The following is a 26,479-nucleotide window of genomic DNA, read 5'->3' as shown; positions in this document are numbered from 1 at the left end:
CGACGGTCCGACGAAGGGCGTCCACCCGTACGCGTAGCTCGACGCACGGTGGGTGGGATTCGCTGGTGGGCCAGGTGCAGGTGATGGTGTGGCCGGTGACCCATACGGACACGGCGGTGGCGGTGGCCCCGTCCGTATGGACTTTCTCGACCATGATGACCATGTTGTGTGGGTTGTCGTGGCTGGCTTTTTCGGGGTGGTACCAGTCTGTGGAGTGCAGGGTGAGGACCGTGCCGGGCGGGATGTGTGGCAGGGGCGGCGTGGTCATCGGCGGCCCCCGATGTCGGGTAGGCGTAGCCGTTGCGCGTGGGTGAGTACCAGCCCGCTGAGGATGGTGGTGGGCTGGTCAGCCCAGGCCGGACGTAGTAGTAGCCCGACGGGTCTGGGCTCGGTGCGGTGGCGGGGGTCGAGGGGGCGGACGGTCTCTGGACGGTGGCGTCCCTGGTAGCCGGTGTCGCGGTGGCGGCTCATCGCATGTCCCCGCAGAGGCGGGTCGGGCCGGGCGGCTCCGGCGGATCGTCACCGTCTGAGGGGGCGGCGGGCAGCGGCCTCGGGATCGGCGGGGTGGGTGGCGGCTGCGACCGGGTCGAGGGCGGCTTTTTTTCCTCGTCGTACCTGCTCAACCACCATTTGACCATCGCGCACCTCCGGTGTGGAGGGTGCGACGGTCAGCGCTGTTGCCGACCGCCGCACCCATACGGGGGCGCGGCGGCATAGTGGGGGAGAACGCAACGCCGCGCCCGTGTTTAGGGGCGCGACGGCAGCCGGACCAGGAATGCCGATGGGTTCGTGCAGCGTCGCGCCATATCCCAGACCGATGGTGCTGATGAAGCTACGCAGAGTGAAGGTGCGAGGGGTGCGACTTGCTGGCGGTGTATCAGCAAGTAGTACGCAATGTACTACTTGCGCAGGTCAGAGGCCCACTCCCACAAGATTGGCTAGTTCCGCAAGTTGCTTACTCATGGCTCTCCGTCGACCGGCAGCAATCGTTTCCACGATCTCTCGCGCATACGTCTGCTGTCGCAGCCACACCGACGCGTGTCTCCTGACGCCGACCAGGACGTCGGTCGCCTTGCTGTACTGGCCTAACTGCGTGTGGGACCAGGCAACGTCGAGTTGGTGTCGCCAACGGCACGATGGGCTGGCCTGGCTGGTGGATGGCATGGTCGCGGACAGAGCCAGCGCCCGGTCGGGGTCTCCGAGCACGACCGCCGTTTCCACCCGTTGCATTTGGACCTTTGCGACGCATAATCCTGCCGTATCGAAGTTCCTATCCAGGTTCCGATCACCGAGCCGGGCGGCGGCTGCTGCGGCGGCATCGAGCATTGCGTTCGCGTCGTCATCTCGGGCGTCACGAGCGGCGGCGGCTGCGCCGCGCAGCATTAGCCATCCCCAGACCACGAGCTGTGGCGGAGCGGCGCGAGAAAATCGAGGCTCGATGCTGTCAGCGCAGTCCAAGGCGAGTTGCTGCGCCTCTGCGAACCGTCCCTGCCGCATGAGTAGCCAGCACATTGATGAAATGACGCCCGCCCTGCGTAGCTCGTTACCGGACTTGGTGGACGCGTCCAGTGCGGTGTTCAGTGCCTGATACGCAAGGTCGTGTGCGCGGAGTTGGATCAGGGTCCGTCCTGCTATGCGGTATGCATGGGCGAGTAGCCCATTGGCGGTCTGCTGGTCACTGGTCGGTGCACTGCCGGCCAGGGCCTGAGAGGCAGCGAGCAGGGGTGAGAGCCCGTCCAGGACTGCGGCGAACTCGTCGTTGTCGTACGCCCGATGAATCATGTTGAGGGAATTGCGAACGCTGGTAGTGGTGGGGGCAGGGGCGCTTGGATCTGGCGCCAGAAGCTGCGTGCCTGGTACGGGGGTCAGCATCTTTCGCAGTTCCATCAGCGCAAGATTGTCGTTTTCGGTCTCGCGTTGCGCTGTGCTCTTGGCTGTGCTGCCTGCCAGCAACGCCGATGTCTGGACGCCCAACGCTCTTGCGAGCTTCCGCAATGTGTCCATACGCGCGTCCAGTCGCTCGTTCTGCTCAAGCTTTCGGATCGTTTCGACGCTGATTCCGGATGCCTCCGCTAGCTGTTCCTGAGTCATCTGCGTGCGGCGGTAGCTCGCAACGTTGTCGCCGATGGTGGGCCGCGCCATGAGTAGTGGCCTCCCTGCCTGGAGGTAGTGGCCGAGCCCCTGTCTGGGCCCGGTCGCTGCATACGACGGTACGTCGTGGACGGATGCGCTGCTACGCTGCTGGCACGCGCGTTGAAACGGGGATGGCCTGCTTACCGGACCCGTTTTGGGTATTCGAACCAGTGGCAATGGCCTGGGGCGGTCGAAAATGTAATCAGAGCCAATCTGCTGTTTGTCTCATGTCGCATATTGAGCACGTCCGACACCGATGATGCGATACGGGGACGGGCTAATGCGACATCAGGTACGCCGACACCCGGACGCTCGGTCGGCGTCGCCCGGCCGAGCGTTCCGTACGGGTTCACCCGGCGCTGCGTCCGGCCAGCCAGGCATCCTCGGCCGGGTAGTCGAAGAAGTCCGTCGAATAGTTGTTGGCCAGGTCGGGGAAGACCGTCCGCCAGTCCCGGCCCCGGGCGGCATCCACCAGCCAGGCCACCGTCGCGGGCAGCGAGTCCAGGTAACCGACCACCGGCCGGTAGCCGAGGTCACGTTCGGCGGCGGACATGTCCAGCACGATCGGTTCCGGCACGGACCACGGCGTGTAGCCGACCGTCGGCGACGGTGGCGGGCCGTCGATCAGGATCTCGTCGGCCCGGTGGTCGAGCACCGCGTGGATGGCCGCGCCGATCTCCCGTACGGTCGGTGCCTGAGGATCGGCGGCGTTGAGTGCCCGGGAGCCGGGCCGGGCGGCGGCCAGTCGGATCAGTTCGGCCAGGTTGGCGGTGGCGATCGGCTGGAACCGGCTCTGCCCACCGTGGGCCAGGATCCGGACCGGTCGACCGTCGAGCGCCCGCTTGACGAAGTGCCACTCGCGGGGGTGTGTCGTGTGTGGGCCGTGGATCGCGCCGGCCCGTAGCAGCGTGGTCGGCAGCGTCGACCCGGCGGCCAGCAACTCCTGTTCCGCTGCGGCCTTCTCCGTGGGGTAGCTGCCCTCGCCCGGCTCGACCGTGGGCTGGGTCTCGACGATCGGTACGGGGAACCGGACCCCCGCCTCGCCGAATCCCCGGCCGTGGTCGTCGAGGTAGACACCGGCGGTGGAGATCACCACCGCCGAGCCGATCCGGTCGGCCAGCCGGATCAGCTGTCGGGCGTGTCCCGCGTTCATCGCCATGGTGTCGACGACCACGTCGACACCGTCACCGAGCGCCGCAGCCAGTTGGGTGTCGTCGTCACGGTCGAGCCGGACCGGTTCGACGTCCCATTCGGCCGGCCAGGGGTGGCTGGCCCGGGTGCCACGGGCGGCGGCGCGTACCCGCCACCCGTCGTGGGCCAGCGCCCGTACGGTGGCATGTCCGATCTGTCCGGTGGCTCCGACCACCAGGGCGGTTCGTGTCATCTGGTGACGATAGGTGGCATCCACCACCGTTGGCGACGGTGTTCGCGGAGGGCCGAAGACGGGGCGGCCAGCCTGGGTCCGGTCCGGGGCCGACGAACAAATCGGGTGCGCAGACGGCGGCGCGGCTGGAGAATGCGCTGTGCTGATCGATCACTGGCCCCTGCTGGGGCTGCGCGTACGGACCGCCCGACTGGAACTGCGGGTGCCCACCGAGGCGGAGTTGGCCGAACTGGCGGACGTCGCAGCGCACGGAGTCCATGAGCCGGGCCAGCAGCCGTTCCTGGTCCCCTGGACGGATGTGCCGCCGGCGCAGCGGGCCCGTACCGTGCTGCAACGTCACTGGCGTTGGCGGGGAAACTGGACTCCGGAGAACTGGACCCTCGACCTGGCGGTCTTCGAGCAGGGCCGCCCGGTGGGCGTACAGGAGTTGGCGGCCCGTGACTTCGCGACGCTCCGCGAGGTGAGCACCGGATCCTGGCTCGGACTGGAACACCACGGGCGGGGCATCGGGCGCGAGATGCGCTCTGCCGTACTGCACCTGGCCTTCGCCGGGCTCGACGCGGGTGAGGCGAGGACTGCGTCGTTCGTCGACAACCCCGCGCCGCTGGGCGTTTCCCGCCGGCTCGGCTACCGGCCCGACGGAATCACCCGGGACGTACTGCAAGGCCGGGCCGTCGTCTCGCAACGGCTGCGCCTGACCCGACAGGATTGGGAGCAGACCGACCGGCCAACGGTGACCGTCACCGGACTCGAACCCTGCCTGGAACTGTTCGGTACGGTCAAGCCGGGGCACCCCGACCGGTGAGCGTCCGGTAGACCTGGGCACAGGCGGCGTCCTCGGACTCGAACACCGCGCGCACCTCGTCGGCACCCCGTTCGTGTGGACCGATCTCCCAGTAGCCCTCGGCGGTGGGGCGTACGAACCAGAAGTCGGGCGGGACCGGTACGGGCTCGTGCACGCCGGCGATCCGGAACGCTTCCGGCGGTACGCCGGCTGTCAGCAGGGCGTCGCGTAGCTCGTACCGGTCCACCATGTCCTTCGGTTCACTCGTGGAGCAGGAGCATCATGTTCCTGCCGGTGCCGCTCCGGTCGGCGTCGTTCGTGCCGGCGTTGTTTCTGCCGGCGCTGTCCCCGACGGGCGCGGACAGTCCGGGCCGTTCCTCCACCAGGTAGCCGTTGTTGAGTAGCCACGTGACGTTGAGCGCCGGGCCCGCCTCGGGTAGGTACTTCTGCTCAAGTTTGTACTGGAACCCCAGACCCGGCTGGGCGAACCAGGGCGCGATCGGCCCGGCGTCCACGATGAACGGCCGGACCACGCAGTAGACGTGGTAGTTGCTCAACGGTGCCTGGATCGGGGTGTTGAGCGAGTTCGGCGGGAGCGCGCGTCGGGCGTACGGGGTGCCGGCCGGCGCGAGGAACGTACCGCCGGGAAAACCGAAGCGGTCGATCCGGCTGCCGGACTGCAACAGGTAGGGGAACTTGACCGGCCGCCCGTTGGGCAGGATGACGAAACCGAGGGCAGGTGGGTAGACCCAGCCGTCCTTCGCGGCGTTGCCGTACTGCTCCACGAATTCCTCCTGGCTGAGCGCGCCGAACCGCCGGTAGTCCGTCACCAGCGGCCCGACCGGTAATGCGATCGGTAGCTTGGCGGGGCCGAGGAGTGGGTTGCCGGCGTGGAACTCCTGCGTGGGGTCTGCGGCATCAGGCGTTTCCGGCCGGCACGGGGGCTGGCTGATTGCCGGCGCAGGCGCTTCGATCCCACTGGCCCTGCCGGCTCCACTGGCTGTGATCGGCTGGGCGAGGACGAGAGCTGTGCTGGCCAGTACGGCAAGGAATGCGCGTCTACCCCGCATGGGGAACCTCCGAAAACCAGGCTGTTAGTGGCTAATTTTCGGGGTGTGGGCTGATCCTAGCAGTAATGAACTATTTAGTGGCTAACATGAGTTATATCCGTGTTGTCGGGCGCGGCGGGCTGCGTTTGGTGGGGCGGATTGTGGGTACCGCCTTTCCCGACATACCAGGACAGCCGAGCCCGGATCGTCCGCGCCGGATCTGAGCTGGGAGGACGACCGTGGAGAGTCGAGTCAAGGCACTGGGCCACCCGGTGCATCCCATGCTGGTGATGTTTCCGGTAGCACTCTTCGTCACCGCAGTCATCTTCGACGCCATCGACATCTTCGGCGGTCCGAGATTCCTCGGCGACGTGGCGTACTGGAACATCGTCGTCGGGTTGATCGGCGGTGTGCTGGCTGCCCTCGCCGGCGCGGTCGACCTGCGCGCGATCCCGTCCGGCACCCGAGCCAAGCGGATCGGCACCACCCATGCACTGGTCAACGGATGCGTGATCCTGCTCTTCGCCGGGGTCTGGGCGGTCCGGATGTCCGCCGACCAGCGCACCGCCGGTACGGCGCTGCTGGTCATCGAGGTGGTCGCGCTCGCCGGACTCGGCCTCGCCGCGTGGTTCGGTGGCGAACTTGTCGACCGGCTCGGTGTCGGGGTGGACCCGGACGCCGATCTCAACGCTTCCAGTTCGCTGCGTGGACGTTCGGCCACCCGACTCGGTCGGATGGGAGAGACACGATGAGTGAGCGGGAAGAAGGAACCAAGCGGACGACGGATCGCGGTTGGGATCCCCGTACCGAGTTGCAGACGTTACGCGCCGAGATCGGCCGGATGGTCGGCTCGGCGCTGGCCAGTATCGGCGGCGGAAATCCGGACGTGGAACTACGGGCCACCGACGAGGGGTGGGCGGTGATCGCTCGGCTGCCCGGGGTCGCCCCGGAGGAGGTGGCGCTCGAACTCGACGACCGGGAACTGTGCATCCGGGCCCGCTCGGAGGAGGAGGTCAACGCCGACATCGGAATGGCCGGCAGCGGCTCCCGTACCCGGGCCTTCGAATATCGCGTCAACCTGCCGGCCCAGGCCGACCTGGACCGGGCGGACGCCGTGATGGACCACGGTCTGCTGACCGTCATGCTGCCCCGGGCCGCCCGGTCCGCGCCGCGCACCATCACCGTCGGTCGCCGGTTGTACGACCCGACGACGACCACCGGGGATACCCCCAGAGGCGGCCTCACCCGGCCGATCCCCGGTGACCCCGCCGCCGACCGGGAGCTGCACCGGCCGGAGGCGGGAGCGCCCGGTACCGCCCGGTGGCAGAGCGGCTGACCGTGGCAGGGCGGTTGACCGGTGGCTGAGCGGCTGAGCGGCAGCGGAGCATGATCGGGCAGATCGGCGACCCGGTCGCCGACGTCGAACGGATCGCCGTGCTGCGCGCCAACGCGTTGGGCGACTTCATCTTCGTGTTGCCGGCGTTGGACGCCCTGCGGGCCGCGTACCCGAACGCGGAGCTGGTGCTGCTCGGCGCGCCCTGGCACGCTCGCCTGCTGCGGCACCGCCCCGGCCCGGTCGACCGGGTGCTGGTGGTGCCGCCCGCCGAAGGGATCAGGACGGCGGGCGTCGCCGAACCGGAGCCGTCGGAGGAGGCGATGGCCCGGTTCCTGGCGGACGCCCGGCGGGAACGGTTCGACCTCGCGTTGCAGATGCACGGTGGCGGGGCCAACTCCAATCCGCTCGTGGCGGCCCTGGGAGCCCGGCTGACCGCCGGTCTGCGGGCCGAGAACGCTCCACCGCTGGACCGCTGGATGCGCTACGTCTACTACCAGCCGGAGATCGTCCGTTACCTGGAGGTCGCCGGTCTGGTAGGGGCCCCGCCCGTCCGGTTGACGCCGCAGCTCGCGGTGACCGGAGCGGACCTGGCCGAGGCCCGGGACGTGCTCGGCGAACCGACCGGCCCGCGTGTCGCGTTGCACCCCGGAGCCAGCGATCCCCGCCGCCGGTGGCCCGCCGAACGGTTCGCCGAGGTGGCCGACGCGCTGGTAGACGACGGGTACGAGGTGGTGGTCACCGGCACACCGGACGAACGGGAACTGGCCGACCAGGTGGTCGCCGCGGCCCGGGTGCCGGTACGGTCGCTCGTCGGTGCCCTGTCGCTGGGTGGCCTGATCGGCTGCTACGCCGAATGTCAGGTGGTGGTCTCCAACGACACCGGACCGGTGCACGTCGCCGCAGCGGTCGGTACGCCCACCGTCGGGATCTTCTGGGTCGGCAATCTGCTCAACTGCGCGACACCACTGCGGGCCCGGCACCGCCCGATCGGTTCGTGGACCCTCAACTGCCCGGTCTGCGGCGTCGACTGTAGCCGGGAGATCTATCCGGACCGCCCCGGCGACGGTGACTGTCCACACCGGGTCTCCTTCGTCACCGACGTGCCGACGGTCGAGGTGCTGGCCGCCGTCGCCGACCTGGTCGGTAACCAGCACTGACCGGGTCGACCCACGGCGGTGCCGACCCACAGCAGCATCGGCTCAGGATGGTGTCGGCTCAGGGGCCGGGTTCTCCGCCAACATGATCTGCCACGCCTCGACCTCCCGGTCGGTGACCGTGGTCGGCGACTCCAGGTGGTACGCGCCGCTGGGCAGGATGCCCGCGCCGCCGTACCGCCTCATCACCGCGAGTTGCGCGGCCACGTCCTCGCCCTGGTGGCGGTCACCCACCCGGGGCCAGAAGTCGAAACCGCCGGCCGCCCGCAGCAGTGCCCGGTCGTAGAGCACACAGCCGCCGATCCAGGAGACCCGGTACGCCCGCCACTGCCCGGATGGCATGCGTAGCGCCTCGGTGACGTGCAGCAGGTTGGCGGCCGAATGGATCTGCGCCCGGTCCCATTCCGGGGTGCCGGGCCGGACGTCCTCGGGCACCGGTGGACCGGTCCACTCTGTGTAGTGCCGGTGCGTCTGCGGGCGTACGTCGTCGAGGTAGGACAGCCCGTGTACGGCGTTGCCGACGAACCCGCAGCGCAGCTCGCCGATGGCGGTCACCAGCCGGTCGACCGTGCCCGGTTCGAGCCAGACGTCGTCGTCCAGGTAGAGGACGTACCGGGCGGTCGACTGGTCGAGCAGGTAGGCGCGGTGCTCGGCCAGCCCACGCCGGGGCAGCCGGCGGGTCAGCAGCACCGGGTGTCCCCGATGTCGCAGGGCCCGCACCATCGCCGCGACCGCCGGCTCGGTCCAGGGTGGGGGACCGTCGGACTGGTCGCTGACCACCACCCCGAATCCGGGCGGCCCGGCCTGGGCAGCCAGACCGGAGAGGGTGACGGCCAGCTCAGCCCGGCGTTCCCGGGTCGGGACCAGTACGTCCAACAGCCGGTCGGCCCGGAACCCGTCCGGGTGCCCCGGATCGAGTGGTCGGTTCAGGTCTGCCGGTGAGCCCACGGTGCGGCCCGGCTCAGGCGGTCGGTTCATGGTGAGCCGTCGTGGCGGCGATGCCCATGCTGCCGCCCTCGCCAGCGGCCGGGGCGTCGCCGAGCGTCTGCGCCCGGATCCGGTCGATGATCGCCGAGGTCGACCGGTCGGGGACGTAGCCGAGGGTGTGCACCTGGCCGCCGAGACTGCGTACCAGGGGTGCCTCGGGGACCATCTCCGGCGGGTAGTCGCCGCCCTTGACGTACACGTCCGGTCGGACGGCTTCGATGAGTGCGGACGGCGAGTCCTCCTCGAAGACCACGACGTGATCCACACAGGCGAGCGCGGCCAGCACCGCCACCCGGTCCTCGACCGGGTTCACCGGGCGGTCCGGCCCTTTGAGTCGCCGTACGCTGTCGTCCGAGTTGACCGCGACCACCAGCAGGTCGCCCAGGGTACGGGCCTGGTCCAGGTAGCGGACGTGGCCGCGATGCAGGACGTCGAAGCAGCCGTTGGTGAAGACCAGACTGCGCCCGGCCTGCCGGTGCCGGGCTGCGAGCGCGGCCAGCCCGGCGTGGTCGACCACCACCGCCGCCGAATCCGGTTGGGCGTCGGCCGAGCCGAGCGCGGTGAGCAGATCCTCGCGCAGGCAGACACAGGTGCCGGTGTCCGAGACGGTGATGGTGGCGGCCAGTTGGGCCAGCTGGGCCGCCGTCGGCAGTGGCGCGTCGGCGGCCAGGGCCAGGGTCATGGCGGCCAGGTAGACATCGCCGGCACCGACGGCGTGGCTGGCCGGCACGGGGGTGGCATGGCTGCGTCGAGGATTTCCGTCGGCACCACCGACGACCGCGCCGTCCGCGTCGAGGGTCACCGCCACCACCTCGGCACCCGTACGCTCGCGTAGCTCGGCGAGGTGCGCCTGGGCGACGCCGGCCCGGTCGACCACGGCACTCACCGCCGTGATCCCATCAGTCGGTGCGACCGGTCTGTCGTCCGGCAGGCCGATGCCCAGGTCGGCCGCTGCGGTTCCGTCCCGGGGACCGGAGGCGACGTCGAGCAGGCGGGCTGCCTCGGAGAAGCTCGGGGTCACCACGGTGGGGGCGAGCCCCCGCCAGTTGGCCAGGTCATGGGCGTCCAGCGCCACGGTGGCGAAGAGGTCGCGGTGTGCGACCAGCCAGGCGCGTACCGGTTCGGGTAGCGCGCCGAGGCCGTAGTCACAGACCACCAGGGTGGGCGGTCGACCGTCCGACCCGGTGAGCAGTTCCTCGGTGGCGCAGGCCAGCGCGCTGAGCAGCCGCTCGATCGCCTCCTCGGTGAGTTCGTCGTCGGAGTCGCCCTCGTCCTCCCGGATCAGGATCTGGTCGGCCGCCAGCAGCCGGCGCTTCACCGGTGTCGGCCGTCCCGGCTGGGTCACCGTACGGTCGAGCACCCCGGCCCGGTCCAGGCAGTCGTGCAGCTCGTCACCGGCTACGTCCGCGCCGATGGGGGAGACCAGTGCGGCCAGCCCGCCCAACGCGGCCAGGTTGACCGCCGTGTTCGCCGCGCCGCCGGCTGCCGTGAGTCGCCGACGCAGGGTCAGTACGGGGGCGGGTGCTTCGCGGCACAGCCGGTCCGATTCGGCGAACCGCCACTCGTCGAGCATCGCGTCGCCCACCACCAGCACGCCGCGCCCGATCCAGCCCTCCACCACGGCGGCGAGTTGTCCCATGTCCGCTGCGCCTGTCGCCATGCGTGGTCGGGTCCCCCGAGTCGGCGGGATCAAACCTGGCTGACCGGAGTCGGAATGGTGGTGGTGCGGGAACGGTGGGAACCACCCGAAACCGGGAAGGTGCCGGAGAGCCGGAGCGACGGGGACGAGTCGGGGCCGGATCTGCCCGATCCCGGGGCGGGCGCGTCGGCCGCGTTCGAGACTGACCCTGAGGCGCAGTGGCCTTGGCAGAGGCATGACGACCCCGGGGGAGGCGTAATGACCGTTGCGCAGGGCGCGCAGGACGGCCGTCCGGCACTGGCGCACCGCCAGATTCTGCTTCTGATGGGCGGCCTGATGACGGGCATGTTGCTGGCCGCGCTGGATCAGACCATCGTCGGCACCGCGCTGCCGACCATCGTCGGCGAACTCGGCGGGATCAGCCACTACTCCTGGGTGGTCACGGCGTATCTGCTGGCCTCGACCGCCTCAACGCCGCTCTACGGCAAGATGGCCGACCTCTACGGCCGCCGCCCGGTGTTCCTGTTCTCGATCGGTACGTTCCTGGTCGGGTCGTTGCTGGCCGGGTTGTCCCAGGACATGACCCAGTTGGTGGTCACCCGGGGCATCCAGGGACTGGGTGCCGGCGGTCTGATGACGCTGGCGTTCACCATCATCTCCGACGTGGTGTCGGCTCGGGACCGGGGACGCTACCAGGGGCTCTTCGGCGCGGTCTTCGGCCTTTCTTCGGTGGCCGGTCCGCTGGTCGGCGGCTACTTCGCCGAGACCAACTGGCGGTGGATCTTCTATGTGAACGTACCGCTGGGAATTCTGGCGATCCTGGTCTGCTACCGCGTCCTGCGGTTGATCCCGTTCCAGCGGCGGGACCACTCGCTCGACTGGCTGGGCGCAGCCCTGTTGGTGGCCGGGGTGAGCTGTCTGCTGCTGGCGCTGAGCTGGGGCGGCAACGAGTACGCCTGGGGCTCGTCCGTGATCATCGGGCTGTTCGTCGCCGGTGCGGTGCTCTCCGTACTCTTTCTTCTCCAGGAGGCCCGGGTCGGCGAACCGATCCTGCCCCTGAAGCTGTTCCGACGACGGACGTTCGCGCTGGCCAACGCCGCCGGTTTCGTGCTCGGCCTGGTGATGTTCGGGTCGATCATCTTCATTCCGCTCTACCTGCAGATCGTCAAGGGCGCGTCGCCCACCCGCAGCGGTCTGCTGATGCTGCCGATGATGGCCGGAGTGATCGTCACGTCGGTGCTGACCGGACGGGCGATGAGTCGGACCGGGCGGTACAAGTGGTATCCGGTCGCCGGATCGGTGGTGCTGCTGGTCGGGATGCTGCTCTTCACCCGGCTCCAGGTGGCTACCTCGTTGTGGCTGGCGTTCGGCTACATGGTGGTGATCGGGGTCGGTCTCGGCCTGTGCATGCAGTCGCTGATCCTCGCCGCGCAGAACGCGGTCGACCTACGCGATCTGGGAGCCGGTACGTCCGCAGCGACCTTCTTCCGGTCGCTCGGTGGGTCGTTCGGCGTGGCGATCCTCGGTGCGGTGCTCTCGACCCGGCTGAACAGTGAACTGTCCGGGCGGATGCCGGCGGCGCTGGCCCAGCTCCCGCCGGAGCAGGCCGCTGCGGTCGGTGGCGGGGGCGACATCTCGATCAACGAACCGGCGAAGATCCTGGCCCTGCCCGAGCCGGTGCGGGCTGCCATCCAGGAGTCGTTCGTCAGCTCGCTGCATCTGGTCTTCCTGGTCGCCGGACTGATCGCGATCCTGGCGGTGGTGGTCACCCTGGCGTTACCGAACCGGGAGCTACGCGGTACCGGGCCGCAGGGGGCGACCGGTGGGGTCGGGCCGGCCGGTGGCAGGGCAGCCGCACCGGGCGGCAAACCGCTGGCGGACGAGTCGAAGGCGGATGCGGCAGCCGAGATGGAGGCCAAGAGCCAGACGATGATCTGAGCTGCTCGGCCAGTGAAGCCGCTCGGCCAGGGGCCGCAGCTAGTTCCGGCCCTATGTTCGTGGCTGCTTTCCGGCCCGATGTCCGTGGCTACTTCAGGACCATCCGTCCGGTTCGCTCGAAGGCGGCCAGGTCCGCCAGCGTCTCCACGACGGTCGGCGAGAGTGGGCTCGGAAACCCGTCCGTTCGGCAGAACCGCGCGTCCGTGGTCTCGTCGGTGCTGGTCAACAGGGTTCCGGACCAGTCGTCGATCCGGAACGCCACGGTGAAGATCTGGTAGGTGTGGCCGTACATGTTGGTGTTGATGCGATCCGGTCCGGTGTAGAGGGCGAAGGCGGTGACCGATCCGGCCCGTAGCCCGGTCTCCTCGCGCACCTCCCGGGCCGCGCAACCGGAGATCGACTCGCCGAGTTCCATCGCCCCGGCCGGCATCGCCCAGTGTCCGTTGTCGGAACGCCGGATCAACAGCACCTTTCCGGTCTCGTCCCGGATCACCGCCCGGGCTCCCACGAACATCAGTGTCCGGTCGCCGGCCAGCGCACGTAACTGGCCGACGTACGACTCAGCCCAGGAAACGCTCATCGCGTCAATCTACGAGCATTCGACAACCACGAACCAGCACACCGACTTGTTACCCGTACGTAGCAGAAGTCCCTTCCGTCGAACCGTACCTGCGCTGCGCTGCTCGATGCGTTTCACGCCCCGGCGCGGGGGAACCCGCGCGAGTGGCCGTGCCCTGCCCAGGGCGGCCGGGACGCCGCTCAGGTGCCCCCGGTCGGTGGCCTGAAGGGAGTCGGGATGGTTACCGGCACGTTGGCGGAGGACGGCCTGAAGATCAACTGGGTGGAAATGCCCACCTACAACACGATCATGGCGGTGGCGGCGGGAGTCGGACTCCTCCTGGTGGTCGCCCTCGGGCGGCGGATCGTCGACCACAAACCGATCGTCGCCGAAGGGTGGGCGGTCGCCTTCGCGATCCTCGGCGCGATTCTCTTTCTGACCGGACTGCACATGACCTTGACCTGGCCGCTGGCCAGCGGGGGATTCGCCTTCGACAACATCATCTTCGGCGAGCCGGCGTTGGCGTTCGGCGCACTGCTGCTCGGCGGCGCGATCGTACTGTGGCGGCGCGCCCCGCTGTTCGAATCGGTGGCGGCCGGGGATGTGTCAGCTGCCGCCGGGCCGGGACCGGTCGGCACCCGGTCGGCTGCCTCCGGGGCCGGATCGGCTGCGTCCGGGGCTGGGGTGCCTGGCAGCGGGGTCGGAACCGACCGCCGGGAACACATCCGGCAACTGGTCGCACCAATCTCGGTGTTCGTCTTCGCGCTCGGGCTGGCCTGCTTCGCCATCGCCGCCGCAGGCTGGACGTACACCCTCTTCGCCGCCCCGCCGGAGGAGCCGATCTCGGGCGAGTTCGCCGAGTATCCGCTGGTAGAGGCCACCTTCATCTCCGGCCTCTACGTCCTGACCGGCATCGGCGCGGTACTCCTCCCGTTCGCCCTGCGCCGGTTCAGCCGGCCCCTGGTCGTCATCGGTGGGGTGGCCTGGGGGCTGGCCGGCATCGCCTTCACCCTCTTCGGTGCGCTGAACTTCTTCACGCACATCGGCCTGATCGTCAACACCCAGTAACCCGGTTCGTACGTCGGGGGTGGTGCACCAGCCTGGTGCACCACCCCCGCTGCGCTGTTCAGCCGGCGGCGTTGGCCCGCGTCACGTACTCGATCAGTTCGGGTGACGGGCCACCGTACTGCTGGCTGATCTGTTCGCTGTTCTCCGCCTGCATCCGGTAGAGCGAGTCCCGTAGCCCCGGGTCACCACCGTGGAAGGCCTCCAGCAGTTCCATCCAGCGCTTGGCGAGGGCCTGAACCCTCGGGTCGGCCGGGTCGGTCCCGGCGTCGAACTCGGCCTGCACCTTGGCGATCAGCTCCGGCCACTCGTCCTGCACGCTCTCGATCACCGCGTCACCGAGCCGCTGCCGTCGCTCGTCGAGGGCTGCCAACTGGTCCTCGGTGAAGTAGTTCTTGATCGTCTCTTCCACCTTGCTCATCTCCTCGATCAGGGCGAGCAGATCGGTCGACGTGGGCTGCCCGGCCCCTCGTACGGCGGACAGCAGCGTGGCCAGCCGGCGGTGCAGCCGACGGAACGCCGTCAACTGCGCCTCGACGTGCCCCAGATGCTCCCGCAGCAGGGCAGCCAGGTCCGGACCAGCGGTCCGATCCGAACCACCGGCCCGATCGTCGGCCTCCGCCTGGTCGGAACCCTCGGCCTGGTCGGAACCCTCCGCCTGGTCGGAACCCTCGGCCTGGTCGGAACCCTCCGCCAGTAGTAGGCCACCGATCTTCTCCAGCGGCAGGCCCAACTCGCGCAGCGCCAGGATCCGGTACAGCCGGGCCACGTCCCACTCGTCGTAGCGCCGGTGTCCCGTCCCGGTACGCCCCGACGGCCGGAGCAGCCCGACATGGTCGTAGTGGTGCAGTGTCCGTACGGTCAGGCCGGTCAGCCGGGACAGCTCACCGATCTTCCACGTCCGCGCACCGGGCTCACCCACGTCAAACTCCCTCTCGCGTCGCCGCCGTTGCGGCGATGCGACCGACGCTAGGACCTGACGTTACGTCAGGAGCAAGCCCTTCCTAACGTCCAACCGCGGTGGCGATCGTCTGCTCGGTCAGTTCGGCGATGGCCGGCAGGACCAGCGTGGCCCGCTGCTGGGCATCCGGGTCGAGCGGATACGCCGAGTGGGGCACCGCGATCACCCGCATCCCGGCGGCGGCTGCGGAGCGTACACCGTTGGACGAGTCCTCGATCGCGACGCAGCGCGTCGGGTCGACACCGAGCTGCTGCGCCACCGCCAGGTAGACGTCGGGCGCGGGCTTGCCGTGGGCGGTCTGCTCGGTGGAGAGCGTGGTCCGGAAGGCGTCGGTCAGGTCGGTGGCGGTCAGCGCCGCCGCGATCAGCCGGGTCGGTGAGGAGCTGGCCAACCCCAGCGGCCACCGCGCGGCCAGCCGGCGGACGACCCGGTCGGCGTCGTCGATCAGCGGTACGTGTTCCGCGTACCGCCGGGTCATCTCCTCGATCACCTCTTCGGCGACCTGTTCGGGCGTACGGTCGACGCCGAGCTCGCCGCTGAGGTAGCGCGACCACTCACCGGTGCTCATCCCCATCAGCCGGTGCTGGGTGTCCGGTTGCCACTGGCCGCCGTGCGCCGCGACGTACGCCCGACGCACCTGCTCCCAGACCGGCTCGGAGTCCACGATCACGCCGTCCAGGTCGAAGATCACCGCATCCGTCACGCCTCACATCCTGCCGGATCGACGGCGGACGACCGTCGGCTATCCAACCGGGGCGGGCAGACTGATCGGCATGCTGGCCGGTAGCACGGTGTAACAGGCGCGGGCGATCGGGGCCAGCAGTTCGCGCAGCCGTCGGATCTCCGCCGGGTCGAGCGCCCGCCACGGGCCGGCCGCTGCCCGGTCGGTGGCCTCCTCGATGGCCTGGAAGGCCGTACGACCGGTCTCGGTCGGTTGGCCCTCCGGGGTAAGCCAGCCCCGGACGGTCAGCCGGTCCAGCGCCGCCTGCCACTCGTCGTCGGTCCAGCCCCGGTAGGGCTGCAACGCCTGCCGGGTCATGTCGAGACTGGCCCGCCAGACCAGTGACTCGGGTCCGTCCAACCCGGCCGTCACCAGCGCGGCGATGTGCCCGTCGCCCCGGTGTTCACGCAGTGTGGTCGCCGCCTGCCAGAGGCGGCCGAGGGGCTGATCGGGCCGGGGGAGCGCGGCATTGACCGCGCCCAGCAGCCGGCCAGCGTGGTCGAGTCGTCCAGCCGCTGCCTCCAACAGCTCGGCGGCCTCGGCGAGCTGGGTCTCCGGCAGGTCGTAGGTCAGCTCGGCGAGTGCCTGCACCGCCCCGGTGAGCCGGGTGCGTAGTGCCTCCTGCGGGGTGGCCAACTGCCATACCGAGGGCAGGGCGCGAGCCACCATGTCGGGGGCGAACCCGAAGAACGCGGCGACGACCGGAGCCGCCGCCACCGCACCCAGCGGTGCGGCCCGGCCGGCGAAGTAGCCACGCCAGGTGCCACGCAACCCGGCAGCCTCGTATGCCGCCCGGGAGCGTGGATGGAAGTAGGTGATCGCGTGCACCGGCTCGAAATGCGTCCACATCAGTCGGGCCAGCCGCTGTGGGTCGTCGATCGTGTCCACGAGTTGAACTTAACGCTGGTTCAGGCGTGAGGGAAGACCGTCGGGGGCAGGAATCGTCCCTGCGGACAGGAGTGCCGGGTCGACGCCGTGGGGTCAGTCGTCGTGGGACGTCCCTACGCGGTAGCCCCGTGGACTGATTCCACGCGCCCGCTTGAAGGCGGCGCTGAGAGCGAACGCGCTGCCGTAGCCGACCCGTCGCGCTATCGCGCCGATCGTGTCGTCCGAGTGACGTAACAGGTCGGCGGCCAGGTCCAGCCGCCAGCCGGCAAGGTACGTCATCGGCGGTTCACCCACGAGATCGGTGAACCGGCGGGCGAGTGCTGCCCGGGAAACGCCGGCGTCGGCGGCGAGGCTGGCCACCGTCCACGCCCGGGCCGGTTCGTGGTGCAGCGACCGTAGCGCCCGTCCCACCACCGGATCGCCGTGCGCCCGATACCAGGCCGGGGTGCGCGTCTCCTGGCCGGCGAACCAGGTCCGCAGCGTGGCGATGAGCAGCAGGTCGAGCAGCCGGTCCAGGACCGCCGTCTGGCCCGGCTCGTCCCTGGCGATCTCCTCGGCCAGCAACGGGACGAGGGGGCTGTCCGACAGGTCGTCGGGGACGACCAGAAGTGCCGGCAACGCGGAGAGCAGTCGGCGGCTGACCTCGCTGGCCAACTGGTACGTGCCGGTGACCAGTACGGTCGTACCGCCCGAACTGGCACCCCAGGTGCGGATCCCCAGCTCCGTCAGGTCGGTCAGGTGTTCGCCGGTCGGGGTGCTGCACCGCTGCCCGGGATGGATCACCGCCCGAGGTGGGGTGGCCGGGTGGTCGGCCACCGTGTAGGGCTCCGGGCCGCGCGTGATCGCGACGTCCCCGGCGCGCAGCCGCACCGGATCACCCGATTCGGGCACCACCCAGGCCTCGCCCCGTACGAGCGCCAGCAGAGTCAGCGGTGCCTGATCCTGGATCCGCAGACTCCACGGTGGATCAAGGATGGACCGCAGCAGGAACGCTCCCTGGGCCCGGGGCCCGTCCAGTAGTCCCACCAAAGCGTCCATCGGCCCGAGCGTAGACGATGGAACATGGTTCAGCGCTTTTCAGCCATGGATCATCGCAGCAAACTGGGCTTGGCTGGTGACATGACCGAAAGCACGAAAACCATTCTGGTCCTCGGCGGCACCGGAAAGACCGGCCGTCGGGTGGCCGCCCGACTCACCGCACGCGGCCTGCCGGTACGGGTCGGCTCCCGCGCCGCGGCGACACCATTCGACTGGACGGACCAGGACACCTGGGCGCCCGTACTTCGCGACATCGACTCGGTGTACCTGGTGTTCTACCCGGACCTGGCCTTTCCCGGTGCCGCCGACGCGATCCGGGCGTTCACCAGGCTCGCGGTGGACGGCGGCACCCGACGGCTGGTGCTGCTGTCCGGACGTGGTGAGGAAGAGGCCATCCCCAGCGAACAGGCCGTACGGGACTCCGGTGCTGACTGGACCATTCTGCGGGCCAGTTGGTTCTTCCAGAACTTCAGCGAGCACTTCCTCCTCGGGCCGGTGCTCGACGGCCAGATTGCGCTTCCAGCCGGCAGCGTGGCTGAGCCGTTCATCGACGCCGACGACATCGCCGACGTGGCGGTCGCGGCCCTGACCGGAGACGGGCACACCGGCCGTCTCTACGACCTGACCGGTCCCCGCCTGCTCACCTTCGCGGAGGCCGCCGCCGAGATCAGCAGGGCCGTCGGTCGGGAAGTCGGGTACGTGCCGGTCTCCCCCGACCGGTACGCCGCCGCCGCGACCGCACACGGCGTACCGGTCGAGCAGGTCACCGCGCTGACCGACCTGTTCACCCGGGTCCTCGACGGCCGCAATGCCCACCTCACCGACGGGGTACGACAGGCGCTCGGCCGAGCACCCCGAGACTTCACTGACTACGTCCGCGATGCCGCCGCCAGCGGCGTCTGGAACCGTTGACCACCGGGAGCAATCCGACATGGCACTACTCCGAGTCGCCACGCTGATCGCGGCGACCCTCACCACCGGGCTGGTCGCGGGCCTGTTCTACGCCTACGCCTGCTCCGTCATGCCCGGACTGGGCAGAACCGACGACCGGACCTTCGTCAGCGCGATGCGCCACATCAACGAGGCGATCCTCAACGGCTGGTTCGCCGTCATCTTCGTCGGTGCGCCACTGCTGACCGCCGTGGCCGCCGTACTCCACCTTCGCGCTGACGGACGATCCGTACTGCCCTGGATCGCCGCCGCGTTCGTTCTCTGCGCGGTGATGCTCGTCATCACCTTCGGCGCCAACATCCCACTCAACAACGCGCTGGCCAGCGCCGGTGACCTCGGCGACGTCACCGCGCTCGCAGCGATCCGGGAACGGTTCGAGGCGGGTTGGGTCCGCTGGAACATCGCCCGTGCGGTGGTTTGCACCGGCGCGTTCGGCTGCCTCGCCTGGGCACTCGTGTCGTACGGGCGCGTAACCGGGGCATGACCCGGGGTGGCTGATCGAGCCGACCGGGTCCGCTGGAACCGGCCGGGTGCGCCCGCCGGTTATGCTGCCTCGACGTACCGGATGGTTGCTGTTGGTGTTGGTCCCGGGCGCGTCGGGTGGCAACCTGGATGAGAGTGGGTCGGGGATTAGCGGGGGCGGGAAGACGGCGGTCGGCGCCACGGGGAGTGTGTTGCCGGATCCGCGCACTTCCACCATTGGTCGGGCCCGGCAGGTACTGGCACTACGGCCGTTCCGGCGGCTGTGGATGGTCACCGGTTTCTGTAGCTCCGCAGACTGGCTGTCCCTGCTGGCGCTGGCCGCGCTGGCCGGCCTGCTGGCCTCCAGCGAGACCGGGGCGAACGCCGCGTTCAGCAGCGTGCTGTTCGCGAACCTGCTGCCGGGGCTGCTGTTCGCGCCGATCGGCGGACTGCTGGCGGACCGGTTCAACCGACGCGTGATCATGGTCGTCGCCGACCTGGTACGAGCCGGTCTGCTGCTGTCGATCGTGCTGGTGGGCAGCTACTGGTGGATCTTCGCGGGGACCTTCCTGGTCCAGGCTGCCACGATCATGTGGATTCCGTCGAAGGACGCGGCGCTGCCCAACCTGCTGCGCCGGCCGGCGCAGATGGAGTCGGCCACCCAGTTGGGCCTGGTCATGACCTATGGTGTCGCGGTCCTCGTCGGGGGCGGCCTGTTCACCCTGATCACCGGTGCCGGCACCACGCTGGGCGTGCCGCCCGAGGTCCTCGACGCGGTCGGTCTGACCAAGATCGCGGTCGTCCTCGCGGCACTCCTCTACCTGACCAGTGCGATGATCATCGCCACGGCGCTGCCTGAGCTGTCGCAGCGGCCCGCGCAGGCCGTACCCGAGCATGATGATCCGGCCAACACCGCAGGGACGCAGACAGCCGCCGCAGGCGGGCCGAACGCCGTACGGATGCTGCGCGACAGCGCCGCATACATCCGGGGCACCCCGCTCGTACGCGGCCTGCTGGTCGGCATGATGGGAGCCTTCGCCGCCGGGGGTGCCATCGTCGGCACCGCACAGACCTACGCGCTGAGCCTGCTCGGCGGCCAGGCGGCCTTCGGGCTGCTCCTCCTGTCGATCTTCGCGGGGCTGGTCGTCGGCCTGGTCGGCGTTTCCCGGCTCGCCCGGAGGCTGTCGCACGAGCGGGTGTTCGGCATCGCCATCGTCTCCGCCGGGATCGGGCTGGTCCCGGTCGCGTTCTCCCCGCACCTGGCCTTCTCCATGCTGGCCGTCGCGCTGGTGGGGGCGTGTGCGGGGATGGCGTTCCTGACCGGCACCACGATCATTGGCTCGCGGGTCGAGGACGCGATGCGCGGGCGGATCAACGCGCTCTACCAGTCGATGCTGAAGGTGGTGGCGGGTTGTTCGGTGGCCGTCGCGCCGCTGCTGGTCACCCTGGTCAGGCCACGGACCCTCACCCTGTGGGACACCACGATGATCATCGACGGCACCCGGCCGGTGATCCTCGGCGGTGGCATCCTGGCCGCCGTCGTGGGCGTGATCGCCTACCGGCAGATGAGCACTCCCCGGCAGGTCGCCCCGGAGGCTGTCACCGGGGCGGACTCACCAGACCCGACTCGTACGCCATGATCACGAGGTGGACGCGGTCCCGGGCGTCGAGCTTGGTGAACAGCCGGGCCACGTGCGCCTTTGCCGTGGCCACGCTGATGAAGAGTTGAGCGGCGATCTCGCTGTTGGACATGCCCTGCCCGACGAGCGTCAGCACCTCGCGCTCGCGTTCGGTGATGCCCTCGATCGCCCGTGGTCTCCGGCTGGGTTCGGGCCGCCCGGCGAACTCCCCGATCAGCCGGCGGGTGACGCTCGGCGCGATCAGCGCGTCCCCGGCGGCGACGACCCGGATCGCACCGAGGATGTCCTCCAGCACCATGTCCTTGACGAGGAATCCGCTGGCCCCGGCACGAAGTGCACCGTAGACGTACTCGTCGTCGTCGAACGTGGTGAGGACGACCACCCGCGTCCGCCCGGTACCGCCCTCCGTCGAGCGCCCGCTGCTGCCGTCCGCACCGGTCTGGTTGCCGCTGCCGGCCGTGATGATCCGGGTAGCTTCGATACCGTCCATCCCGGGCATCCGGATGTCCATCACCGCGACATCGGGACGGAGCTCCCTGACCAGTTGGACCGCCTCCGCCCCGTTCGCGGCCTCGCCGACGACCTCGATGTCGGAGGTGTCGGCCAGCAGTACGCGCAGCCCGGCCCGGACCAGCGGCTGGTCGTCGGTGAGTACCACACGGATCGTCATCGGGCTCCTGTCGGCAGTGGTAGTCGGGCGGTCACCCGGAAGCCGCCCTCCGGGCGTGGCCCGGCGGTGAACCGGCCGTGCAGCAGGCTGACCCGTTCCCGCATCCCGACGATGCCGTAACCGGTACCGCCGACGGCACCGCCCCGGCCGTCGTCGACGACCTCGACGGACAGTTCCTCGTCCGCGTAGTCGACGACCACCCGGCAGTCGTGGGTGCCCGCGTGCCGTACGACGTTGGTCACCGCCTCCTGGACGATGCGGTACGCCGACAGGTCGATGTCGGGTGGTACCGACCGCCGCTGTCCCCGCCACTGCACGTCGACCCGGATACCGGCGTCCCCTGCCGAGGCGACCAGCCGGTCGAGGTCGGCCAGCCCCGGCGTCGGGTCCAGCGGCACCGGCTCGGAATCGGAATCCGGCTCGGCCCGGCGTAACGCGCCGAGCATCCGCCGCAGCCCGGCGAGGGTCTCCCGGCTGGTGGTCTCGATGGCACTCAGCGCGTTGCGGGCCTCGGCCGGCTGTGTGTCGATCACCCGGCTGCCCACACCCGCCTGGATGGCGATGATGCCGATGCTGTGCGCGACCATGTCGTGCAGTTCGCGGGCGATCCGCAGCCGCTCGGCGGTGATGGCCTGCGTCGCGGCCTGCACCCGCAGCGCCGCGGCGTGCTCCCGGCGCTGACGGATCGAGTTGCCGATCATCCAGGCGGTGATCATCGCCAGGGTGTAGAGGATGGCTTCCGCGGCGAGGTCGTCGATCCACTCGGGGTTCGTCGCCGCAGCGACGGCCTGCCCGACCAGTGCCACGAAGGCGGTGACGATCGAGAACCAGCGGGACCGGGTGGCTGTGAGGTACACCACCGCGAGGTCGATCGTCAGGAACTGGAGATATCGGATGTCCTTCAGATAGCCGACTTCCCAGCTGTGCACCGCTGCGGCCACGACGAGTGCCGCGACGAGCATCATGGCCATAGCCGGCACCGGGTGACGCCGCAACAGGCCGGCCGGCAGCGCCATGACCAGGACCGGCAGGACGTACCGGAACAGCGAAATTTCGGTGTCGTTGTTCGCCCCGTGGTTCACCAGGACGAACAGGACCAGTGGTACCGCGACGACCCCGAACCACCGGAGTACGGCCCAGGCAACCGACGCCCAACGCCGACCCGGTGCGGGCCGGGTCGACGGCCGGGTCGATGGCCGGGTCGGAGGCCGGGTCGGAGGCGGGCTGGTGGTCACCCGCCGATGGTAGATACGGGCCTCCCGGTACGGCATTGGCCCAGGGGCGTACGCCCACGGGCGGACGGTGCCCGCGCGAATGTGGTCCACGGCCGGCTGCGCCGCCGGGGTGAACTGCGGCAGCGTTGGCCAGGTGATCGAAGTCAACGAACTGACCAAGCGCTATCGAAAGGTCAACGCGGTAAACGGCCTGACCTTCACGGTGCGACCCGGGCAGGTCACCGGGTTCCTCGGCCCGAACGGAGCGGGCAAGAGCACCACCCTGCGGATGATCCTCGGCCTCAACGATCCCACCAGTGGCACCGCCACCATCGACGGCCGACCGTTCCGGGACCGTCCACGCGGGCTGCGGCAGGTCGGCGCGCTACTCGACGCGCACGACGTGCACGGCGGTCGGAGTGCGGTGGCGCACCTGTCCGCCCTGGCCCGTAGCAACGGCATCCCGCGCCGCCGGGTGGACGAGGTACTCCAGGAGGTCGGCCTGGCCGCTGCCGGTCGGCGGCGCATTGGCGGGTTCTCGCTCGGCATGCGACAGCGGCTCGGCATCGCCGCCGCCCTGCTCGGAGAGCCACCGGTGCTCATCTTCGACGAGCCGATCAACGGCCTGGACCCCGAAGGCGTGCTCTGGGTACGCGGCCTGTTCCGTCGGCTGGCCGCCGAGGGGCGGACGGTGTTCGTCTCCAGCCACCTGATGAGCGAGATGGAGAACACCGCCGACCAACTCATCGTCATCGGACGGGGCGAGCTGATCGCCGCGGAGAGTCTGGCCCAGTTCGCCGCCCGCAGCACCGGCCCGGCGGTGACCGTACGGACCCCGGACCCTGCCGGGCTGACCACCCTGCTGACCACCGAGGGTGCGTCGGTACGGCCGGACGAGGACGGTTCGCTGACCGTGACCGGGCTGGATGCGGCCCGGATCGGCGAACTCGCCTTCCACGCCCGGGTGATGTTGCACGAGTTGACCACGCACACCGCCTCGCTGGAGAAGGCGTTCATGGAACTCACCGCCGACAGCGTCGAATACCTTGCTGGAGCCCCCCGATGACCGCGCCGACCCCGTCAGCCCGAACGATCCCGTCAGCCCGAACGATCCCGCCAGCCGTCACCGAACCCCGGGTCAGGTTCACCGACCTCTTCGTCGCAGAGTGGATCAAGCTGTGGTCCCTGCGTTCGACCTGCTGGGGCCTTGCGGTCAGTGCCCTGATCGTCATCGGGATCAACGTGAACGCCGCCCTCTCCGACTACGACAACTGGCCGGCATACTCCCAGGGGATAAGGGACAACTTCGTCCCGACCTGGGCGATCCGGGACGCCTTCACCGACCCCGCCGTGTTGGTCCTCATCCTCGCCACCGCCAGCATCGGCGCGATCACGGTCGTCGGCGAATACTCCAGCGGGCTGATCCGTACGACCTTTGCGGCCGTACCCGCCCGCCGTTCGGTGATGACCGCCAAACTGCTCGTCGTGACACCGGTGATGCTCGGCTACGGGGCGGTCGTCGCCGCCACCTCGTTCGGGGTGACCCAGGCGATCCTTTCCGGCCGGAACGCCGGTCTGTCGATCAGCTACCCGGGGGCGCTACGGGCGGTCACGGCATCCGCCCTGCTCCCGGTGGTGTGCGCCCTGGTCGGAATGGGTCTCGGCGCGCTCATCCGGCACACCGCGACCACCATCGTCACGGCGACGGTGGTGCTGCTCCTGCTGCCGACCTTCATCGACGCGGACAAGCCGTGGAAGGCCGCCCTGAACCACGCCCTGCCGCTCAACGCCTGGGGGCGGCTGACCGACATCAGCCTGGTGAACCTGGGTCCGCCCGTTCCCTACCCGGCGACGATCACCGAATCGTGGCTGGTGTACGCGATCTGGCCGCTCGTCGCTGCGATCCTCACCCTGATCGTCGTGTCCCGACGGGACGTGTGAGCCAGGGCCCGGCGGGGCCGGACCTGCGAACCGGGGGCCGACGGGCCGTGTGCGGCCGGGCCGGGGCCGCTCATGTGGTGCTCATGTGCCGGTCAGGGGCAGCCGAACTCCGGCTGCCCCGCAGCGCTGTCCGCCCCGAGTTCCCGCGTTGCCCTTTTGGGCCTTGCCCTTCACATCTGTTGTTGTAAATGTATTTTGCATGTGTTCAACCGTTGGTGGCCAGGATGCGTAGCCGGATCGGGCAGGCCGCTGATGCCGAGGCGGAAATATCCCATCGGGGCAATCGAGCGGTGAAGCCCATGGACTCCGTCCCAGCGCCGCCGCTCGCCGTACCGCCGGTTGTCGTGCCATCGGTTGCGGCCCGGCGCGGGGTCCTCGCCCCAGCCGCGCTCCTGGCGATGCAACGCGCCGCCGGCAACTCGGCGGTGGTGGGCGTGCTCCAGCGGCTGGCGCATCCCGGGAACATTCCGACCGGTGGCGGTTGGCGGACGCGACCGGACCCGGCCGCCCGGCCCGTGTCCGTACAGCGTTCCTGGCGGGTCAATCCGGAACGGGAGGAGGCCCGGTGGGAACCGGACGCCTACACCCGGAAGATGCCGGTCTATCCGCCGTGGGGGTATCAGTTGGTCGACAAGGAGGCGGGCGACCAGGCTGACTGGCGGTCCATCGAGGTGCCGCAGCCCGGACAGAACGTCATCCACTGGCCGTTCGACGAACAGCCGCAGCACCGGAACGCGGTCGAGAAGTCCGACAACGGGCCGACCTTCGACAGCTACCTGCGGGTGGGCGACACGATCGTGACCATCTTCGGTGGCGTCGGCCAGATCACCGAGATAACCACCGGTGGGATCCGGCACGGTTCGACCGCGATACGGGAGAAACTCGTCCTCGACCAGGCGCTGTCCAGCGACGGTAGATCACACAGCGCCAAGGGCGGAGTCTGGGCGTACGTCCGGCGCAGCCCGAGACCGTCGGGGACCCCGGTGGCAGCCAACACCAACGGGGCACCGAGCTCGATTGCCCTGGGCTTCGCCGACCTGTACTTCTCGCACGGAGCAGGTGGCGGCAACCGACGCTTCTCCCCGGACCTGCAGTCCGGCAGCAGCAAGATTCCGGCCCTGAAACTGTTCGGCCTGGCGGCCGGGGCGGCACCGTACTGGGACTGGGGGAACCACAATCCAGAGAGCCCGAGCTGCCCGATCTCGGGCACGCTCATCGAGCGGATCACGGCGGTGATGCGCCTGGCGTCGGAGATCCACTTCAGCCTGGACGGCTTCGTCAGGAACTCGCGAGCCGGGATCCGGGACATCCACACCCTGCTTGAGGACCACCGGGCCGGTAAGGGAGTGCCGCACACCGCCGACGAGTTGGTAGTCGTCCTGAACGATCCGAGCCTCCTCGCCAGGACCCACTTCTACCTCAAGGGGACCCGGTTGGATCTCGAAGGGTCCAAGAGGTACCTCGGCCCGGACCATCCCGGCTCGCAGACCGGGACCGGCACCGGCGTGACGTAGGGCCGGGTTGGAACCGGATAGGGGGACGCGGAACCGGTCGCGGAGGTAGCTTTCGACCATGACGATCCTCACCAAGGAAGATCTGGACCTGCTGAACGAGCCGAACCTCGCGCACGTGGCGACGATCGAGACGGACGGCTCACCGCACGTGACCCCGGTGTGGGTGGACACCGACGGGGAGCACATCGTGTTCAACACCGCCAAGGGGCGGGTGAAGTACGACAACCTGGCCCGCAACCCCTCGGTGGCCGTATCCGTGGTCGACCGGGCCAACGACTTCCGGACACTGTGGGTGAAGGGCTCGGCGGAACTGGTCGAGGAGGGCGCCGAGGAGCACATCCACCGGTTGGCGAAGAAGTACATGGGGCAGGACCGTTACCCGTTGCAGCCCGGTGAGGAGCGGGTGATCGTACGGATCACCCCCACCCAGAAGCTGGGACGCGGCTGACGT

At 69.6% G+C, this 26,479-nt stretch carries 28 protein-coding genes; 13 read left to right on the top strand and 15 right to left on the bottom strand.

Annotation, left to right across the window (positions count from 1 at the left end; genetic code table 11):
* The 4 genes from ACFQ4H_RS25375 to ACFQ4H_RS25360 all read right to left on the bottom strand — a co-directional run.
* Nucleotides 1–268, bottom strand: a 268-nt coding sequence (locus ACFQ4H_RS25375; RefSeq protein ID WP_377575029.1) for a hypothetical protein, incomplete at its 3' end; no start/stop codon positions are given.
* Nucleotides 265–471: a hypothetical protein gene (locus tag ACFQ4H_RS25370; protein WP_377575026.1), complete on the bottom strand. Its 207-nt coding sequence runs from the start codon at nucleotides 469–471 to the stop codon at nucleotides 265–267. The genes ACFQ4H_RS25375 and ACFQ4H_RS25370, both read right to left, overlap by 4 nt.
* A gap of 441 nt (nucleotides 472–912) precedes the next feature.
* On the bottom strand, nucleotides 913–2,142 hold the full coding sequence (locus tag ACFQ4H_RS25365; protein WP_377575024.1) for a helix-turn-helix domain-containing protein: 1,230 nt from the start codon (nucleotides 2,140–2,142) through the stop codon (nucleotides 913–915).
* Between the two features lie 340 nt (nucleotides 2,143–2,482).
* The gene (locus ACFQ4H_RS25360) at nucleotides 2,483–3,517 is read right to left on the bottom strand and encodes an NAD-dependent epimerase/dehydratase family protein (RefSeq protein ID WP_377575022.1); all 1,035 of its coding nucleotides are present in this window, start codon (nucleotides 3,515–3,517) and stop codon (nucleotides 2,483–2,485) included.
* A gap of 139 nt (nucleotides 3,518–3,656) precedes the next feature.
* Between ACFQ4H_RS25360 and ACFQ4H_RS25355 the strand changes: the two genes are divergently transcribed.
* Complete coding sequence (locus tag ACFQ4H_RS25355; protein ID WP_377575019.1) at nucleotides 3,657–4,322, top strand: GNAT family N-acetyltransferase; 666 nt, start codon at nucleotides 3,657–3,659, stop codon at nucleotides 4,320–4,322.
* On the opposite strand, the gene ACFQ4H_RS25350 is transcribed toward ACFQ4H_RS25355, so the two are convergent.
* Nucleotides 4,297–4,551, bottom strand: coding sequence for a hypothetical protein (locus ACFQ4H_RS25350; RefSeq protein WP_377575016.1), 255 nt, complete (start codon nucleotides 4,549–4,551; stop codon nucleotides 4,297–4,299). The genes ACFQ4H_RS25355 and ACFQ4H_RS25350 overlap by 26 nt on opposite strands.
* Before the next feature lie 10 nt (nucleotides 4,552–4,561).
* A complete protein-coding gene (locus ACFQ4H_RS25345; protein ID WP_377575013.1) occupies nucleotides 4,562–5,371 on the bottom strand; it encodes a TNT domain-containing protein in 810 nt (269 codons plus the stop codon).
* A 218-nt stretch (nucleotides 5,372–5,589) separates the two neighbouring features.
* Here ACFQ4H_RS25345 and ACFQ4H_RS25340 point away from each other — a divergent pair, with 218 nt between their 5' ends.
* From ACFQ4H_RS25340 to ACFQ4H_RS25330, 3 genes are read left to right on the top strand one after another with little or no spacing between them, the layout of a single operon-like run.
* Nucleotides 5,590–6,102, top strand: a complete 513-nt coding sequence (locus ACFQ4H_RS25340; protein WP_377575011.1) for a DUF2231 domain-containing protein — start codon at nucleotides 5,590–5,592, stop codon at nucleotides 6,100–6,102.
* Nucleotides 6,099–6,686, top strand: a complete 588-nt coding sequence (locus ACFQ4H_RS25335; RefSeq protein WP_377575008.1) for an Hsp20/alpha crystallin family protein — start codon at nucleotides 6,099–6,101, stop codon at nucleotides 6,684–6,686. Before ACFQ4H_RS25340 ends, ACFQ4H_RS25335 begins: the two co-directional genes overlap by 4 nt.
* A gap of 50 nt (nucleotides 6,687–6,736) precedes the next feature.
* On the top strand, nucleotides 6,737–7,843 hold the full coding sequence (locus ACFQ4H_RS25330) for a glycosyltransferase family 9 protein (RefSeq protein ID WP_377575006.1): 1,107 nt from the start codon (nucleotides 6,737–6,739) through the stop codon (nucleotides 7,841–7,843).
* A 42-nt stretch (nucleotides 7,844–7,885) separates the two neighbouring features.
* On the opposite strand, the gene ACFQ4H_RS25325 is transcribed toward ACFQ4H_RS25330, so the two are convergent.
* Nucleotides 7,886–8,770, bottom strand: coding sequence for a glycosyltransferase family 2 protein (locus ACFQ4H_RS25325; RefSeq protein WP_377575035.1), 885 nt, complete (start codon nucleotides 8,768–8,770; stop codon nucleotides 7,886–7,888).
* A gap of 31 nt (nucleotides 8,771–8,801) precedes the next feature.
* The gene (rfaE2, locus tag ACFQ4H_RS25320; RefSeq protein ID WP_377575003.1) at nucleotides 8,802–10,487 is read right to left on the bottom strand and encodes a D-glycero-beta-D-manno-heptose 1-phosphate adenylyltransferase; all 1,686 of its coding nucleotides are present in this window, start codon (nucleotides 10,485–10,487) and stop codon (nucleotides 8,802–8,804) included.
* 237 nt (nucleotides 10,488–10,724) lie between these two features.
* Between rfaE2 and ACFQ4H_RS25315 the strand changes: the two genes are divergently transcribed.
* On the top strand, nucleotides 10,725–12,404 hold the full coding sequence (locus ACFQ4H_RS25315; protein ID WP_377575000.1) for an MDR family MFS transporter: 1,680 nt from the start codon (nucleotides 10,725–10,727) through the stop codon (nucleotides 12,402–12,404).
* 88 nt (nucleotides 12,405–12,492) lie between these two features.
* Here the strand turns inward: ACFQ4H_RS25315 and ACFQ4H_RS25310 are convergent, their stop codons facing one another.
* Nucleotides 12,493–12,984 (bottom strand): NUDIX domain-containing protein, encoded by a 492-nt coding sequence (locus ACFQ4H_RS25310; RefSeq protein WP_377574997.1) that lies wholly within the window; start codon nucleotides 12,982–12,984, stop codon nucleotides 12,493–12,495.
* Between the two features lie 216 nt (nucleotides 12,985–13,200).
* Between ACFQ4H_RS25310 and ACFQ4H_RS25305 the strand changes: the two genes are divergently transcribed.
* A complete protein-coding gene (locus tag ACFQ4H_RS25305; protein ID WP_377574994.1) occupies nucleotides 13,201–14,031 on the top strand; it encodes a DUF981 family protein in 831 nt (276 codons plus the stop codon).
* Between the two features lie 58 nt (nucleotides 14,032–14,089).
* On the opposite strand, the gene ACFQ4H_RS25300 is transcribed toward ACFQ4H_RS25305, so the two are convergent.
* The 4 genes from ACFQ4H_RS25300 to ACFQ4H_RS25285 form a co-directional block, all read right to left on the bottom strand.
* The gene (locus ACFQ4H_RS25300; RefSeq protein ID WP_377574991.1) at nucleotides 14,090–14,950 is read right to left on the bottom strand and encodes a MerR family transcriptional regulator; all 861 of its coding nucleotides are present in this window, start codon (nucleotides 14,948–14,950) and stop codon (nucleotides 14,090–14,092) included.
* Nucleotides 14,951–15,032: 82 nt separating this feature from the next.
* Nucleotides 15,033–15,692, bottom strand: a complete 660-nt coding sequence (locus ACFQ4H_RS25295) for an HAD family hydrolase (RefSeq protein WP_377574988.1) — start codon at nucleotides 15,690–15,692, stop codon at nucleotides 15,033–15,035.
* A 39-nt stretch (nucleotides 15,693–15,731) separates the two neighbouring features.
* A complete protein-coding gene (locus ACFQ4H_RS25290; protein WP_377575032.1) occupies nucleotides 15,732–16,559 on the bottom strand; it encodes an SCO6745 family protein in 828 nt (275 codons plus the stop codon).
* Nucleotides 16,560–16,691: 132 nt separating this feature from the next.
* Entirely contained in the window at nucleotides 16,692–17,636 is a 945-nt protein-coding gene (locus tag ACFQ4H_RS25285; protein ID WP_377574985.1) for an AraC family transcriptional regulator, read from the bottom strand.
* Nucleotides 17,637–17,717: 81 nt separating this feature from the next.
* Between ACFQ4H_RS25285 and ACFQ4H_RS25280 the strand changes: the two genes are divergently transcribed.
* The 3 genes from ACFQ4H_RS25280 (at nucleotide 17,718) to ACFQ4H_RS25270 (ending at nucleotide 20,689) form a co-directional block, all read left to right on the top strand.
* Nucleotides 17,718–18,548, top strand: coding sequence for an NAD(P)H-binding protein (locus tag ACFQ4H_RS25280; protein ID WP_377574982.1), 831 nt, complete (start codon nucleotides 17,718–17,720; stop codon nucleotides 18,546–18,548).
* Nucleotides 18,549–18,567: 19 nt separating this feature from the next.
* A complete protein-coding gene (locus ACFQ4H_RS25275) occupies nucleotides 18,568–19,071 on the top strand; it encodes an anthrone oxygenase family protein (RefSeq protein ID WP_377574979.1) in 504 nt (167 codons plus the stop codon).
* A 190-nt stretch (nucleotides 19,072–19,261) separates the two neighbouring features.
* On the top strand, nucleotides 19,262–20,689 hold the full coding sequence (locus ACFQ4H_RS25270) for an MFS transporter (RefSeq protein WP_377574976.1): 1,428 nt from the start codon (nucleotides 19,262–19,264) through the stop codon (nucleotides 20,687–20,689).
* On the opposite strand, the gene ACFQ4H_RS25265 is transcribed toward ACFQ4H_RS25270, so the two are convergent.
* Both ACFQ4H_RS25265 and ACFQ4H_RS25260 read right to left on the bottom strand, forming a co-directional pair.
* Nucleotides 20,649–21,359 carry a response regulator gene (locus tag ACFQ4H_RS25265; RefSeq protein WP_377574973.1) on the bottom strand — a complete coding sequence of 237 codons (711 nt, stop codon included), beginning with the start codon at nucleotides 21,357–21,359 and terminating at the stop codon, nucleotides 20,649–20,651. The two genes, ACFQ4H_RS25270 and ACFQ4H_RS25265, sit on opposite strands and share 41 nt — an antisense overlap.
* The gene (locus ACFQ4H_RS25260) at nucleotides 21,356–22,594 is read right to left on the bottom strand and encodes a sensor histidine kinase (protein WP_377574970.1); all 1,239 of its coding nucleotides are present in this window, start codon (nucleotides 22,592–22,594) and stop codon (nucleotides 21,356–21,358) included. The genes ACFQ4H_RS25265 and ACFQ4H_RS25260 overlap by 4 nt, the downstream gene beginning before the upstream one ends.
* Nucleotides 22,595–22,727: 133 nt before the next feature.
* Here ACFQ4H_RS25260 and ACFQ4H_RS25255 point away from each other — a divergent pair, with 133 nt between their 5' ends.
* From ACFQ4H_RS25255 to ACFQ4H_RS25240, 4 genes are all read left to right on the top strand, one after another.
* Nucleotides 22,728–23,639 (top strand): ABC transporter ATP-binding protein, encoded by a 912-nt coding sequence (locus ACFQ4H_RS25255; RefSeq protein ID WP_377574968.1) that lies wholly within the window; start codon nucleotides 22,728–22,730, stop codon nucleotides 23,637–23,639.
* A complete protein-coding gene (locus tag ACFQ4H_RS25250) occupies nucleotides 23,636–24,514 on the top strand; it encodes an ABC transporter permease (RefSeq protein WP_377574965.1) in 879 nt (292 codons plus the stop codon). The genes ACFQ4H_RS25255 and ACFQ4H_RS25250 overlap by 4 nt, the downstream gene beginning before the upstream one ends.
* Before the next feature lie 299 nt (nucleotides 24,515–24,813).
* Entirely contained in the window at nucleotides 24,814–26,028 is a 1,215-nt protein-coding gene (locus tag ACFQ4H_RS25245) for a hypothetical protein (RefSeq protein ID WP_377574962.1), read from the top strand.
* A gap of 58 nt (nucleotides 26,029–26,086) precedes the next feature.
* Complete coding sequence (locus tag ACFQ4H_RS25240; protein ID WP_377574959.1) at nucleotides 26,087–26,476, top strand: PPOX class F420-dependent oxidoreductase; 390 nt, start codon at nucleotides 26,087–26,089, stop codon at nucleotides 26,474–26,476.
* Nucleotides 26,477–26,479 lie beyond the last annotated feature (3 nt).

It is taken from the genome of Micromonospora sonneratiae (genome assembly GCF_042679305.1).
GTDB classification, from domain to species: Bacteria; Actinomycetota; Actinomycetes; order Mycobacteriales; family Micromonosporaceae; genus Micromonospora_H; species Micromonospora_H sonneratiae.
The sequence above is the reverse complement of the archived record's forward strand: the minus strand, read 5'-3'. Positions and strand labels throughout refer to the sequence as shown.

Coding starts and splice junctions, on each gene's coding strand:
- ACFQ4H_RS25370 (WP_377575026.1), bottom strand. CDS start 471: ATGAGCCGCCACCGCGACACCGGCTACCAGGGACGCCACCGTCCAGAG.
- ACFQ4H_RS25365 (WP_377575024.1), bottom strand. CDS start 2,142: ATGGCGCGGCCCACCATCGGCGACAACGTTGCGAGCTACCGCCGCACG.
- ACFQ4H_RS25360 (WP_377575022.1), bottom strand. CDS start 3,517: ATGACACGAACCGCCCTGGTGGTCGGAGCCACCGGACAGATCGGACAT.
- ACFQ4H_RS25350 (WP_377575016.1), bottom strand. CDS start 4,551: ATGGTGGACCGGTACGAGCTACGCGACGCCCTGCTGACAGCCGGCGTA.
- ACFQ4H_RS25345 (WP_377575013.1), bottom strand. CDS start 5,371: ATGCGGGGTAGACGCGCATTCCTTGCCGTACTGGCCAGCACAGCTCTC.
- ACFQ4H_RS25335 (WP_377575008.1), top strand. CDS start 6,099: ATGAGTGAGCGGGAAGAAGGAACCAAGCGGACGACGGATCGCGGTTGG.
- ACFQ4H_RS25330 (WP_377575006.1), top strand. CDS start 6,737: ATGATCGGGCAGATCGGCGACCCGGTCGCCGACGTCGAACGGATCGCC.
- rfaE2 (WP_377575003.1), bottom strand. CDS start 10,487: ATGGCGACAGGCGCAGCGGACATGGGACAACTCGCCGCCGTGGTGGAG.
- ACFQ4H_RS25315 (WP_377575000.1), top strand. CDS start 10,725: ATGACCGTTGCGCAGGGCGCGCAGGACGGCCGTCCGGCACTGGCGCAC.
- ACFQ4H_RS25310 (WP_377574997.1), bottom strand. CDS start 12,984: ATGAGCGTTTCCTGGGCTGAGTCGTACGTCGGCCAGTTACGTGCGCTG.
- ACFQ4H_RS25305 (WP_377574994.1), top strand. CDS start 13,201: ATGGTTACCGGCACGTTGGCGGAGGACGGCCTGAAGATCAACTGGGTG.
- ACFQ4H_RS25290 (WP_377575032.1), bottom strand. CDS start 16,559: ATGTGGACGCATTTCGAGCCGGTGCACGCGATCACCTACTTCCATCCA.
- ACFQ4H_RS25285 (WP_377574985.1), bottom strand. CDS start 17,636: ATGGACGCTTTGGTGGGACTACTGGACGGGCCCCGGGCCCAGGGAGCG.
- ACFQ4H_RS25280 (WP_377574982.1), top strand. CDS start 17,718: ATGACCGAAAGCACGAAAACCATTCTGGTCCTCGGCGGCACCGGAAAG.
- ACFQ4H_RS25275 (WP_377574979.1), top strand. CDS start 18,568: ATGGCACTACTCCGAGTCGCCACGCTGATCGCGGCGACCCTCACCACC.
- ACFQ4H_RS25265 (WP_377574973.1), bottom strand. CDS start 21,359: ATGACGATCCGTGTGGTACTCACCGACGACCAGCCGCTGGTCCGGGCC.
- ACFQ4H_RS25250 (WP_377574965.1), top strand. CDS start 23,636: ATGACCGCGCCGACCCCGTCAGCCCGAACGATCCCGTCAGCCCGAACG.
- ACFQ4H_RS25245 (WP_377574962.1), top strand. CDS start 24,814: ATGGACTCCGTCCCAGCGCCGCCGCTCGCCGTACCGCCGGTTGTCGTG.
- ACFQ4H_RS25240 (WP_377574959.1), top strand. CDS start 26,087: ATGACGATCCTCACCAAGGAAGATCTGGACCTGCTGAACGAGCCGAAC.